The following is a 13,066-nucleotide window of genomic DNA, read 5'->3' on the forward strand; positions in this document are numbered from 1 at the left end:
GCGACACCTTCGACATGACCCCGCAGCTCGAGCGCATGTACCGCGCGAACGGCATGGAGGTGCCCACCTCGAAGCGGATCCTCGAACTCAACCCGAAGCATTCTGCGGTGGAGAAGCTGCGTAGCGAGTTCGCGGCGACGAGCGACGAGGATTCCTCTGCTCGCGCCGAGCTTGCCGAGACCGCGAAGCTGCTCGCCGGCGTCGCCGTGCTCGCCGAGGGCGGCGAACTGTCGGACCCGGCTGCGTTCGCGAAGCTGCTGGCCAGCCGGCTGTAGCGTTCCGGGCGTCGGGTCTGCTGGCCGCGATTCCTAGCCCATAGGCGGAATTCGCCTCGAGTGCGCACCTTTCGGTGTGTTTACTCGGGGCGAATTTTTGTGTGTGGTGCCGGTTAACAATCGAGTTACATCGTGGCAGCCAAGAAAAAGTTAAGGGACAATGAAGCACGGATAACCGAAGCCGAAGTATGCGCTGATAGCCGAAGCGAAAGGGACCCGCGATGCACCGAACACCTCCGAACCCACCGACGATCCGGCGGGCAGGTGGTGTCCGGAGGGGATCCTCGCTGGTCGCTGCCGCCGTGCTAGCTTTCGGCTCGTCGGCCGCGCTGGCCCCCGCCGCTTTCGCACAGGAAGCGCCAGCCGTCGACGCTCCGGCGCAGGCCCTGAATTGGGGCGCCTGCCCCGAGCGCGTCACCACTCCGTCCGCTGTGTGCGCGACGCTCAAGGTGCCGATGGATTACGCGGACCCTGGCGGCGAGAAGATCGACATCTCGGTCGTTAAGCAGCCGGCGGCGGACCCGTCTGCGCGCAAGGGCGTGGTATTCGGGAACTCCGGCGGACCGAGCGGCGACGTACTGTCGTTCTTCGACGACGGAATCTTCAGCTGGCCGCAGGAGTTGCGCAATGAGTTCGACCTGATCGGCGTCCAGCCCCGAGGACTTCCCGACTCCACTCCCGTCGATTGCTCGGGCGCGGAGCTCATGGATCCGGTGACATCGGCGACTAGCGGCGGCGGTGCGCTGCGCGCGGCATGCGAGCAGCACACGCCCGGCTACACCGAGCACATCACCACCGAGAACACCGCCCGCGATTGGGAAGAAGTGAGAAAGGCGCTTGGCGAGGACCAGATCGATATCCTTGGCCTTTCCTACGGCACGACCCTCGGCTCGGTGTACGCCTCCTTGTTCCCGGCTCAAACCGACAAGGTCGTGCTGGACTCGGGCGTCAGCCCCAACCACGTGTGGAACGGACTGCTCAATGCGCAAGACCCGGCGTTTAAGGCGCGCACCAACGACATGTTCGAGTGGATCGCGCAGAACGACGACACTTATCACCTCGGAAACACCGCGTTGAAGGTCTACCAGCGCTGGTCTGACCTCGTTGTCGAGGAAGTCGGTGTTAACCCGTCGGTCGCCCCGCCGCCGGCGCAGGTTGGCGACGTTCCGCCGGCCTTCACGGCTTTGGCGCAGCAGTACATCGACGGCACCAACTTGGTGAATCCGGCGCGGGCACAGCTCGACAACCTCGTGGGAACGTTGACGAACCCGGGTGCCAACCAGATGAACTCCGCCGTTCTCAACCAGACTCGCGCCGCGGTTCCTCAGTCGGCGGTGTGGCCGTACATCGCTCAGGGCATCGTCGAAGGCCTTGGCGACGGTGCCGGTACCGGGGAAGGCGCGCCCGGCGACCACGAGGCGGACGCGGCGGCCGCATTGCAGGCGACTTACATGCAGCGCATGGTTCTGTGCAACGAGAATCAGGTGCCCGCGAATCCGCTGAGCTACCCCGAGTTCCTGTGGACGACGTTCGTGACTGGCGACATCTACGACATGTACGGCGCGACCTACGATTCCGGCGCCGCCTGCGCGGGCTTCCCGGCGACGACGAAGCTCCCGGCGCTATCTGCCGATGCGCTGAAAACGAAGCCGCTGCAGCTGCAGGGACTTCGCGATCCGCAGACCCCGTACCAGCCGGGTATGGAGCTCGCCGCGCAGATGGACGCTCACGTGATCACCGTCGGAGGCGGCGACCACGGCCAGTTCGCCAAGGGCAACGAGACCGTTGACAACGCGGTGCTCGAATACCTGCGCACCGGGCACACCGATGTGACCGAGGCACCGGCGCCTCCGATCCCCATGCCGGAGGCGTAAGCCCGACGTCATAGGTGGATATGCCCGGGGAACCGCGGAAAGAGCGGCGACCCGGGCATTCGCCATTTTGGACGGCGCCTTCTCGAAGTCCCTACCGGTGAGTAGGGTAGGGGCATGAACTCTCCTGCCGTGCAGAGCAACAAGCCGACCTCGACCATGAAGCTGTGGAACAAGCTCTCGGCGAAGCCGCTGGGTACCCGCCTGTTCAGCCTGGGCGTCTCGCTCAAGGCGCCGTATTTCGGCACCGTGCTGCCGCACGTGGTCGAGATGCGCCCGGGCAAGGCCGTCGTCAAGGCGCCCAAGTGGTGGGGGATCCAGAATCACATCGGCACGTTCCACGCGATCGCCGCGTGCAACCTCGCCGAGATGGCGATGGGGATGGTCGCCGAGGCGACGGTGCCCACCACGCACCGGTGGCTGCCCAAGGGGATGACGACGGAGTACCTGAAGATCACCTCCGGTGGCCTGACGGCGACGGCGGAACTCGACGAGATCCCCGACTTCTCCGCCATTACCAGCGGAGTGGAGGTTCCTGTGCCGGTGACCTTCTCCGACGGCGAGGGCAAGGAATCGGTGCGCGCGACGATCACCATTTGGGTGACGCCGAAGAAGTAGGCGGGGTGCCGGAGCCGGCGATCGTCGGCGCGGCTAGACCGATTTGGCGGCTCGATCGGCGGCCACGCAGCCGGCGATGATGGCGACGACCTGGCTGGTGAAGGCCGCGATGGGGATTGCGGCGAGCACGATCTCCCCCGCGCCGGAGGAAACGTCTGCGAACACGAACGTGCCGAGCGCGGCGATAATTGCGACGACGCCCGCGATGCACGAGAACACGAGATAGCGCAGCGAGGCGCGATGGCCTACCTCCCACGCCTCATCCGAGGACAGCGTGGCCTTGGTGCGCATGCCGAACAGATGGTTCCGCCGCAGATCGCCGGCATGGATCTGCGGGACCAGAATTCCAGTGACCAGCGACAGCACGGCAACGCCGACGAGGAGCGAAAGCGATCCCGTGGCATCCATCGTCGGAGGGGCTCCTTTGCGTCGTGGTCGGCGGCGAACCGCGCTGAATTGCAGTGCGGAAAAGTGGTGCGGTGTCGACTTTAATTCCTTCGTGGGATGGCGGTCGGGGAGAGTCGAATTCTTGCGATAGACAGATCTGTCTAGTACTACGGGTCTTAGGATCTGCGCACGTGCGCGGGCGCTAGGAGTGGGACAGATGAATTACGTGAGCCTCGACGAGGATGCCGGGCGCGGCGGTGCGCTGAAGTCGCTGTTCGAGTTTCCGAACCCGGTCAACGACTACGCGGCGCGATGCACGGCCGCGCTCGTCGTCGCCCTCGCTGTCGTGACGATCGTGAGCCGTCAGCCGGTGGCGACGTGGCTCGCCGCGGTGATGGCAGTGGGGTTCGCACTTCGCGTCGCCGGCGGACCTAGGTACTCGCCGTTCGGCAGACTGTCCGTGCACGTGTTGGCCCCGCGCGTTGCGCGCGAGCCGAAGCTCGTCCCAGGGCCGCCGAAGCGATTCGCGCAGACGATCGGGCTCACGTTCTCGCTTATCGCGTTCGCGTTGTTCCTTGCCGATGCCGGCCTCGCCGCGCGCATCGTGCTCGGCGTGCTCATCCTGGCCGCGCTGGCCGAGTCCGCGCTCGGCTTCTGTCTCGGCTGCTGGATGTTCGCTCAGCTGCAGAAGGTGGGGATCATCCCCGAGTCCGTGTGCATCGAATGCGCGAACATCTGGAACCGTCCGGCCGCATAGCGCGGCTCGACAACGGTAGAGATGCGACGCGAAAACGGAGGGTTTCCTCAAATTCGCGCTGCTCGGCAGAATTCGTCCTAGCCTGGTGGGGAACACGCCGGTGGCGCCGACAACGTGCCACCGCGCCGTCATAAAGAAGTGATCCTTTTTTAGACCCGGAAGCGGACCAGGAGACATGAGCGAAAACCTAACCGCCAGTGCACATTCGAATAGCGCAACCGCGGGCGCAACCCGCATCGAGGAGGACCTCCTCGGAGAGAAGGCGGTCCCGGCAGGCGCCTATTACGGGGTGCACACGGCGCGCGCTATCGAGAACTTCCCGATCTCGAAGCTGACGATCAACGACATCCCGGACTTTATTCGCGGGATGGTGCAGGTGAAGAAGGCCACCGCGCTCGCGAATCGCGACATGGGCGTACTCACCGAGGAAAAGTGTGAGTCGATCGTGTGGGCCTGCGACCAGGTGCTGAACGAGGGGCGCTGCATGGACCAGTTCCCCTCTTGCCAGTTCCAGGGCGGGGCGGGCACGTCGATCAACATGAACACCAACGAGGTGATCGCGAACCTCGCGCTCGAGCACATGGGCGTGGAGAAGGGGCGTTACGACGTCATCAGCCCCAACGATGACGTGAACCGCTCGCAGTCGACGAACGACGCGTACCCCTCCGGTTTCCGCCTCGCGCTGTGGGCTGCGCTCGAGCGTTACGAGAAGGCGCTTATCGCCCTGCGCGAGGCGTTCTACGACAAGGCCGAGGCGTTCCGCGATGTGCTCAAGATGGGCCGCACGCAGCTGCAGGACGCGGTGCCGATGTCGCTGGGCCAGGAGTTCGGGGCGTACGCCGTCAACCTCGATGAGGAGATGAGTGTGCTCGCCAGCTCGGCGAGGACTCTGCTCGCGCTCAACCTCGGCGCGACCGCCATCGGCACGGGCGTGAATACGCCGCCGCACTACCAGGAATCGGTGATCGAGCACCTCAAGGAGGTCACCGGGCTGCCGGTTTCGGGTGCCGAGGACCTCATCGAGGCGACGCAGGACACCGGCGACTACGTGCTGGTCCACGCCGCACTCAAGCGCACCGCGGTGAAGATCTCGAAGATCTGCAACGACCTGCGTCTGTTGTCCTCCGGTCCGCGTGCGGGGCTCAACGAGATCAACCTGCCCGAGATGCAGGCCGGCTCGTCGATCATGCCGGCGAAGGTCAACCCGGTGATTCCCGAGGTGGTCAACCAGGTGTGCTTCAAGGTCATCGGCAATGACGTCACGGTGTCGGCCGCGGCCGAGGCCGGGCAGCTGCAGCTCAACGTCATGGAGCCGGCGATCGCGCAATCGATGTTCGAGTCGATCGACCTGCTGACCAACGCCTGCTACACACTCGCGGAGAAGTGCGTTGCCGGGATCACCGCGAACGAGGAGGTCGCCCGCAACTTCGTGATGAACTCGATCGGCATCGTCACCTACCTCAACCCGATCATCGGCCACCACAACGGCGATCTCGTCGGCAAGGAGTGCGCGCGCACGGGTCGTGGGGTGCGCGAGGTCGTGCTCGAAATGGGCCTGCTCGACGAGGCGGAGCTCGACGACATCCTGTCGCCGCAGAACCTTCTCCACCCGGAGTTCAAGGGCACCCGGTACCTCGACAAGATGCGCCAGCGTAAGAATCCGGGTTCGCGATAGAGACGAAGGTCGCTGCAGGGCACACGGTTCGAATGTTGACAAATTGCGCCTTTGTGTCCAACACTTGGGAGACCGCCGATATGCGGCGCACAAGGTGTGAATAGAGGGGGCCAAGTGGGCTATACGCGTCGTGGACGGTTCGTCGCGCTGTCGGCGGTCGGCCTGCTCGTCTCCGGCGCCGTCGGCGTGGCCACCGCGCAGAACGGAATCAATATCTCCACCGGTTCCGCGCTCGCGACGGCGAAGCTCGAGGGCCTGCGCGCGAACAGTGCCGAGATCATCCCGGCACATGGCCCCTTCGGTGACAACCAATCGCCCTCGGCGATGGTCCGGCTCGGCGATGCGACGATCGCCAACGCGTGTGTCCTGCTCAGCACCATCGACGTCCCGATCATCGGCGAGGTGACGCTCGTCGGGCACCTCGCCGGCGAGGGAGGGCTCAAGGCGCAGAATCTCGTCATCGATGCCACCGATATCTCCGGCGCCCTCACGCTCGAGGGCGCACAGATCGGGACCGGACTGACCTCTCCCGATGAGCGCACGAATTCCGGCGGCATCGCCGTGGTCGGCAACGTGCTCGACTCCCCGACGCTCGAGGTCAACGTACTGGGTCTCACCGCCGACAAGCTCACCACCGGCGGGATCCGCCTCGAGGCCCAGCGGGGGACGGGTTCTTGTTGACGTCGAAGCGCGGGACCATCGAGCGTCCCTGGCTCGCGATCGTCCTTTTTCTGCTCGCCGGCGCGCTCGTCCTGGCCACCTTTCTCCTGCAGGATTCCCTCGCGCGTCTCGGTATCGCTCTGACGAGCTCGACGGCGCCAGGCGCGCTGCTCACCGGGATCGGGATGATCGGGTGCGCCGCATCGATGTACGCCCAACCGAGCACCCGGGTGCTCGCGGGCTGGATGGGCGGCGCGCTCGCGCTCGTCGCGCTTCCGGCCGCCAATTTTGGCGGCTTCCTCCTCGGCACGATCCTCGGCGTCCTCGGAACCGCCGCGGCGCTGTCCTGGTCCGAAGGGTCCCGGAAATCTGCGAAAGCCCGCCGTCAACCTGCGGCGGAGCCGGAAGAGGACGCGCAGAAACCCGGAGAAATCCCGCACTGAGGTGTGTCGAACGCAAAGTCTCGGTATGGTTACAGAGCGTGAAATAACGGCGTTACCACACCACATAGATAGTTGGGGACTTGGTTAGATGACACACGGCACAACGAATACAGGCGACGAGCGGGCGAAAGATCCCGGCAAGGGTGCAGTCGGCGGACGCCGCCCGCTGGGGCGCATGGTTGCGGGAACGGTCGCGGCCGCGACGCCGCTGCTCATGGTCGCGCCCACTGCGGATGCGCAGGGGTCTGCGGACTTCGAGCTTCCGGACCCGCAGCAGATTCAACGCGACGTCCATGACCAGGTCGTCACGGCCGTGCTCAACGCTCTCGGCGGCATGCCCACCATTCCGGGGATCGGCCGCCCGGCGGACATCGCCGCCAATATCGCCGCAGGCTCGGGCGGGATCCCCGTCTCGGTCCCGGGTATCGGCGGTGGCCAGACCACCGATCCGGCCGCCATGTCTCGCTCGGTCTTCGATGCGACGAACAACTACCGCACCCAGCGCGGGTTGCGGCCGCTCGCGTGGAACCAGCACGCGGCCGACGTCGCCGGCGCGCACGCGGCGCACCTGTCGCGAGTCGGCGGGGTCGCGCACAACCAGGGCGCCCTCAACGAGGGGATGGGAGAGAACATCGCCGCCAGCTCCGATCCGTGCGACGCCGCGTGCTTCGTGCGCCTGTGGGAGAACTCGCCCGGGCACAAGATCAACCTCGAGGATCCGGCTTATCGTGGCCTCGGCGTGGGCGTCGCCGTGAACAACGGGCGCGTGTGGGTGGTGCAGGACTTTACCTACTAAGGCGATGTCCGCAGGGCGAAATATGTAGGAAACCGCCAGAGTGACCTTTGCATAAGCTAAAATAACTTTTAGCTACGGATTTACTAACGGTTCGTTATCGGTAAGCCCAAAATGCTTTCTCAGGGCGTTTGCATTGCCGATCCTGGGTGGAGGCGCCGGCCAACACCCCGGCGGACAGCGAATCGTTCTCGCCCCACCCGGGCAGCTTGTTCGCTGCCCGGGTCGGCGCGGACGACCTTCGGACGACCACTCTGCCCGTCGGAGTTTCGGGGTGCTGCGACCTAGGACGCTCATGCTTGAAAAGCTTGCGAATAAACTGCGGCTGAAAACGGACCCGGCAGTATTCTTCGTCTCCGTCGCCGCGATCATCGCGTTCGTGGCGACCACCTTTTTCTTCGGTGACTGGGTCGATTCCGTTTTCGATACCGCGTCGAATTGGATCATGACCTACCTCGGGTGGTTCTACATCTCCGGTGTCACGATCTTCCTTATCTTCCTTATCTGGATCGGTATCAGCCGGTTCGGGCACGTGCGACTCGGAAGTGACGACGAGCGGCCGGAGCATTCCACGCCCGCGTGGTTCGCCATGCTCTTCGCCGCCGGGATCGGCTCGATCCTCATGTTCTGGGGTGTGGCCGAACCGGTCTCGCACTTCGCGACCCCACCGCGCGGCAACGTCGAGCCGGGCACGCCCGCCGCGGCGCAGGAAGCGCTCGGATTCACGCTGTACCACTTCGGTCTCCATACGTGGACCATTTTCGCGTTGCCGTCGCTGGCCTTCGCGTACTTCATCTACAAGCGGAAAATGCCGCCCCGGGTGTCGTCGATCTTCTCCCCGATTCTGGGTTCGAAGGTCTACGGGCCAATCGGCAAGACGATCGACGTCGTCGCGTTGGTGGGCACCGTGTTCGGAGTCGCCACGTCCGTGGGGCTGGGAACCATCCAGATCAACGCCGGCCTGGCCGACCTCCTGGGGATCCCCGAGGACTCCTGGATTCAAGTGCTCATCATCGTCGTGGTGAGCACGCTTGCGTGCATCTCGGTCGGCCTCGGCCTGGAAAAGGGCATCAAGGTCCTATCGAACCTCAATATCGCCATGGCGATCGGTCTGCTCATCTTCATCGTTGCGGCGGGCCCGACACTGTTCCTCCTCAAGTCGACCACCGAAGCCTTCGGAACGTACGCGTCGATGCTGCCCGAGCTCGCCTTCTGGAACAACGCCTTCCCGGCGAACGACGACCTCGCCGACTGGCAGAACACGTGGACCGTCTTCTACTGGGCGTGGACCATTACGTGGTCGCCGTTCGTCGGTATTTTCATCGCGAAGATCTCGCGAGGCCGCACGGTCCGCGAGTTCGTGTTCGGCGTTCTCGCGCTTCCCGTCGGCTTCTCGATCTTGTGGTTCGGCATCTTTGGAAATGCGTCGTTCGATATCGAACTCAACCAGGGCGGAGGACTGGTGTCCCGGGTTGTCGACGACGGCGACATCCCCGGCGCGCTGTTCGCATTCCTCAGCCACTACCCGGCGGCGACACTCGTCTCCGGTCTGGCTGTTCTCCTCGTGGTCATCTTCTTCACGACCTCGGTGGACTCTGCCGCGCTCGTGGTCGACATGATGGCCTCGGGGCGCGACGACCTCTCGCCCGCGTACCAACGCATCACCTGGGGCGCCCTCATGGGCTTAACAACCATCTCGCTCCTGGCGTTCACCGGCGAAGGCGGCCTCGAAACCCTGCAAAAGGTGATTACCGTCGTCGGTCTGCCGTTCTTCATCATGGGCTACATCATGATGTTCTCGCTGACGAAGGGCATCCGAGATGACCTAGGCGACCGCAATCCCGTCGTGACGAGGCAGTGGGAACGCGCCTATACGCCCGAAGAGTGGGAAGAGAACGAGCACGGGCCGACCCCTGAGCCCATCGGCGCGACGAATTACATCCCGCCGGAGGAAGACGACGACGAAGCCCATACCGAGGCCAAGTTCAACTCGTTCTTCGGTATCGACGACGAAGACGAAGAAGGCGCGTCAACAGAAAAGGGGCAGAGCTAGCCCCCTCTTTGCGCAATGTAGACAGATCTGTCTACATTGGGGTTCGTTCAGAACTTTAGCGGAACCTGCGCAAGGAGTATGAGATGCACCCGGAGTCAGATCGCCCCGCTGAAGCGGAAGCGAAGCTGGCGCCGGGTGCATTCTCTTTTTCTCCGGCGCTTTCCGCGTCGTAGAAGGGTTGCGCGTTGCGTACATTGATCGTGTTCCTGCTCGTCGGGTTCGGTGCACAACTCGTCGACGGCTCGCTCGGCATGGCCTACGGCATTACCGCGACGACTATGGCGCTCATTGCCGGTTCCTCCGCGGCGCAGGCCAGTTTCGCGGTGAACCTGGCGCAGGTGGGAACTACCTTCGCCGCGGGGGTGAGCCACTGGAAGTTCAACAACGTCGACTGGAAGATCGTCGCCAAGCTCGGTATCCCGGGCACCATCGGTGCCTTCATCGGCGCGACGCTGCTGTCGAATATCTCCACCGAAGCCGCGCAGCCGATCATGACCACGATCCTGCTCGTGCTCGGCTTCTATCTGTTGTTCCGTTTCGGCCTCGGGCTCGGGAAGCCGCCCGTGCTCAACATCGCCGAAGAGAAGCAGCATTCCGGCGGGTTCCTCGCCCCGGTCGGCACGCTGGGTGGTTTCCTTTCCGCGACGGGTGGTGGCGGCTGGGGCCCGCTCACGGTCACCACGCTCATGACGACCGGAAAGACCACGCCTCGCCGCGTCATCGGTTCGGTTTCGGCTTCGGAGTTCCTCGTATCCATCGCCGCGTCGTTGGGGTTCCTTTTCGGGATGGGTGACCAACTGCGCGAAATGGGCCTCATCGTTGTCGGTCTCCTCATCGGCGGTGTGATCGCCGCGCCCTTCGCCGCGTGGCTCGTAGCCCGGGTCAACGCGGTGGTTCTTGGAACCTTCGTCGGCGGGCTGCTCGTTTTCCTCAACCTGTTACGGATGTCGCAGACGGTGGATATCAACCCGGTCCTCATCGGAGTGCTACAGGTTGCGATCGTCATCCTCACCGTCGTGCTCGGTGTGCGCGCATGGAGGAGGATCCGATCCGCCAGGGACGAGGCCGAAAAGGTGGCGGCGGCCGACTCCGATGCCGACGTCGATCCCAAGTACGCCCACTTCGGCGCGGCGGAAATTCCTTCGGACGACGTCAATGCAGAGCGGTAGAGCACTCTCGGTGAAGGCGCGCGCAGTCCAGGCGTGAATGCCCTGGTGAGGGCCGCCGGCCCACGGCCGTATCGGGTTCGGCTCAGGGTGAATCGAACCTTGGACCCCGTAGACAGTTCTGTCTACATTTGGTGAATGTCCGTCCCGCCGAAGCGGGGGTCAGCGGATTCCACAATCCAACGGAAAGTCACCGAAGCCATGAGAACCTTGATCGTCTTTATCCTCGTCGGGCTGGGAGCCCAACTCGTCGACGGTGCGCTGGGCATGGCCTTCGGTGTGACGGCGACGACGCTGCTGTTGTTCTCGGGCATAGCCGCCGCGCAAGCGAGCTTCGCCGTGCACCTTGCGGAGGTCGGCACCACGCTCGCCAGCGGCCTGAGCCACTGGAAGTTCCACAACGTCGACTGGAAGATTGTCGTCCGACTCGGCGTTCCCGGCGCCGTCGGTGCCTTCGCCGGCGCGACCTTCCTTTCCCGGTTGTCCACTGAATCGGCAACGCCGTGGACCACGGCGATCCTCCTCGTCATCGGCATTTATCTGCTGATCCGATTCGGCTTTGGCCTCGGCAATGCGCCCGCGCTCGCTCTCAATCAAGAGCAGCAGCAGAAGACCGGCTTCCTCGTGCCCCTCGGTGTGGTCGGTGGATTCGTCGACGCCTCCGGCGGTGGCGGCTGGGGTCCGATCACGACCTCGACCTTGCTGTCCTCCGGCAAGACCACCCCGCGCCGCGTCATCGGTTCGGTCTCCGCGTCCGAGTTTCTCGTCTCGCTCGCAGCGTCCATCGGCTTCCTGCTCGGCCTCTCCGACCAGCTCGCCGAGATGGGTTGGATCGTCCTCGGTCTGCTCGCCGGCGGCGTGCTCGCCGCTCCGATCGCCGCGTGGCTCGTCACCCGGATCAGCCCGATCGTGCTCGGCACGTTCGTCGGTGGCCTGCTCGTCATCACCAACCTGTTCAAATTCTCCGACATCTTTGAGGTCCACGGCGCGATCGTGGGAATCGTCCTCGCCGCCGTTGCCCTGCTCACCGTGGTCCTCGGCGTGGGAGCGTGGCGCCGCGCCCGCACGACCGGGGCAGAAGATTCGGCCGACACGGGGGGACCGGGGGTAGCTGATGCGTCCACCATCCCCGAGCCGGCCCTGACGGAGAAGTAAAACCAACGCCCCCAAACTGGTCATTCGTCCACCTGCTAAAACGCCCGTTGCTGAGAAGTTAACAACGGGCGTTTTTATATTTCAGCAGGTAGTGAGCGTCATTACATTTCGGCCGAGGGTGTTTGCGCACCGCTTTTACGCGCATTAGCGTCCTGGACATCCATTCAGTTCGCCCCAAATTTCCCGGGGCGACGAACGAAGATGCACGAAGGAGCGCGAAATGATCGCAGCGAGAGCAACAGAGGCAGCGTCCACTGTTACCCGCGTCGTCGGTTTCGGCCGTCGAGCCTCCAAGACCACGCTCGCCGTTTTCATCGACCAGACGATGGGTCGTCTGCTCGACACCGACCCCCGTCAGGTGAAGTTCGGCTGAGCGACCAGACACACCGGCCCCTCGCCGCCCACACGGGCGATGAGGGGCCGGTTTCGGCATTTATCGGTGAGCTGGTGAGCTAGCGAGCGGTTAGCCCGCGCTCGTCGCGTGCGACGGTCCGGCGATATCGCGGAGCACGTCGGCGAGCGAGGTGATGCCCTCGATCTCCCCGGTCTCCGGATCACATACCGACGCCACGTGCGTCAGGTCGCGGCGCATCCGCTCCATCACCTCGCGCAGCGGGGTATCCGCATCGAAGGCGCCCATGCGGCGGATCTCCGTCGCGGGAATGGCCTCGGAGAGGTCGTGCCCCTCTAGCAGGTCCTTCACATGCACGTAGCCGACGAACTCCTCGTCGTGCCCTCGCACCGGCAGACGAGAGAACCCGGACTCGACGCACGTACGGTGCACCTGCGCGACGGTATCCGTGCCGGGGACGGACACCACCCGCCCGAGCGGGGTCATCGCATCGCGGGCCACGCGCTGTTGGAACTCGATCGCACCCGTGATCAATGCTGTCTCGTCCTGGTCGAGCGAGCCCTTCTCGTTCGACTCGTGCACGGCCGCGCGGAGCTGGTCGACCGTGAACGTCGAGCCCGCGTCATCGGTCGGTGTCTCGCGCAGCACGTGTCGCACAAACGCGTTGGCGGAGGTGTTCATCAGCCACACCAGCGGGCGGAACACGATCGTGATCACCCGCAGCGGCGGGCCGAGCAGCAGCGCCGCGGGTCCCGGCCTTGCGATCGACATGCTCTTGGGCACCATCTCGCCGAACACCATGTGCAGGAACGTCACGATGAGCAGCGCGATGACCAACGCAATCGGGTGCAACAGCCCGGA

The 13,066-nt window shown here is 64.5% G+C and carries 13 protein-coding genes and 1 pseudogene; 12 read left to right on the forward strand and 2 right to left on the reverse strand.

The genetic code is table 11. The features are described 5' to 3' along the window. The 3 genes and pseudogenes from K8V11_RS09870 to K8V11_RS09880 all read left to right on the forward strand — a co-directional run. Window positions 1-275, forward strand: a pseudogene (locus tag K8V11_RS09870) (molecular chaperone HtpG); the annotation flags it as partial. 221 nt (window positions 276-496) lie between these two features. Beyond that, window positions 497-2,149: an alpha/beta fold hydrolase gene (locus K8V11_RS09875; protein WP_303913435.1), complete on the forward strand. Its 1,653-nt coding sequence runs from the start codon at window positions 497-499 to the stop codon at window positions 2,147-2,149. Between the two features lie 156 nt (window positions 2,150-2,305). Further along, window positions 2,306-2,764: a hotdog fold domain-containing protein gene (locus tag K8V11_RS09880; RefSeq protein WP_303913470.1), complete on the forward strand. Its 459-nt coding sequence runs from the start codon at window positions 2,306-2,308 to the stop codon at window positions 2,762-2,764. A 33-nt stretch (window positions 2,765-2,797) separates the two neighbouring features. Here K8V11_RS09880 and K8V11_RS09885 read toward each other — a convergent pair whose 3' ends face one another. Then, entirely contained in the window at window positions 2,798-3,172 is a 375-nt protein-coding gene (locus K8V11_RS09885; RefSeq protein ID WP_303913437.1) for an SdpI family protein, read from the reverse strand. Window positions 3,173-3,368: 196 nt separating this feature from the next. On the opposite strand from K8V11_RS09885, the gene K8V11_RS09890 reads away from it, so the two are divergent. The 9 genes from K8V11_RS09890 (at window position 3,369) to K8V11_RS09930 (ending at window position 12,226) form a co-directional block, all read left to right on the forward strand. Further along, window positions 3,369-3,908, forward strand: a complete 540-nt coding sequence (locus K8V11_RS09890) for a DUF4395 domain-containing protein (RefSeq protein ID WP_303913441.1) — start codon at window positions 3,369-3,371, stop codon at window positions 3,906-3,908. Between the two features lie 175 nt (window positions 3,909-4,083). After that, the gene (gene aspA / locus K8V11_RS09895; protein WP_303913444.1) at window positions 4,084-5,583 is read left to right on the forward strand and encodes an aspartate ammonia-lyase; all 1,500 of its coding nucleotides are present in this window, start codon (window positions 4,084-4,086) and stop codon (window positions 5,581-5,583) included. A gap of 114 nt (window positions 5,584-5,697) precedes the next feature. Next, window positions 5,698-6,264 (forward strand): DUF6230 family protein, encoded by a 567-nt coding sequence (locus tag K8V11_RS09900; protein WP_303913447.1) that lies wholly within the window; start codon window positions 5,698-5,700, stop codon window positions 6,262-6,264. Then, entirely contained in the window at window positions 6,258-6,686 is a 429-nt protein-coding gene (locus K8V11_RS09905; RefSeq protein ID WP_303913449.1) for a DUF6114 domain-containing protein, read from the forward strand. Before K8V11_RS09900 ends, K8V11_RS09905 begins: the two co-directional genes overlap by 7 nt. 88 nt (window positions 6,687-6,774) lie before the next feature. Continuing rightward, window positions 6,775-7,482, forward strand: coding sequence for a CAP domain-containing protein (locus K8V11_RS09910; protein WP_303913452.1), 708 nt, complete (start codon window positions 6,775-6,777; stop codon window positions 7,480-7,482). A 292-nt stretch (window positions 7,483-7,774) separates the two neighbouring features. Then, window positions 7,775-9,532 (forward strand): BCCT family transporter, encoded by a 1,758-nt coding sequence (locus K8V11_RS09915; RefSeq protein ID WP_303913455.1) that lies wholly within the window; start codon window positions 7,775-7,777, stop codon window positions 9,530-9,532. Window positions 9,533-9,717: 185 nt separating this feature from the next. Further along, entirely contained in the window at window positions 9,718-10,701 is a 984-nt protein-coding gene (locus K8V11_RS09920) for a sulfite exporter TauE/SafE family protein (protein ID WP_303913458.1), read from the forward strand. Window positions 10,702-10,899: 198 nt separating this feature from the next. Beyond that, the gene (locus K8V11_RS09925; RefSeq protein ID WP_303913461.1) at window positions 10,900-11,853 is read left to right on the forward strand and encodes a sulfite exporter TauE/SafE family protein; all 954 of its coding nucleotides are present in this window, start codon (window positions 10,900-10,902) and stop codon (window positions 11,851-11,853) included. Window positions 11,854-12,073: 220 nt separating this feature from the next. After that, window positions 12,074-12,226, forward strand: coding sequence for a hypothetical protein (locus K8V11_RS09930; RefSeq protein WP_303913464.1), 153 nt, complete (start codon window positions 12,074-12,076; stop codon window positions 12,224-12,226). A gap of 90 nt (window positions 12,227-12,316) precedes the next feature. On the opposite strand, the gene K8V11_RS09935 is transcribed toward K8V11_RS09930, so the two are convergent. After that, a partial coding sequence (locus K8V11_RS09935; RefSeq protein ID WP_303913467.1) for a CNNM domain-containing protein occupies window positions 12,317-13,066 on the reverse strand: 750 nt, incomplete at its 5' end.

Origin of the sequence: Dietzia timorensis (genome assembly GCF_020742175.1) — a bacterium.
GTDB classification, from domain to species: Bacteria; Actinomycetota; Actinomycetes; order Mycobacteriales; family Mycobacteriaceae; genus Dietzia; species Dietzia timorensis_A.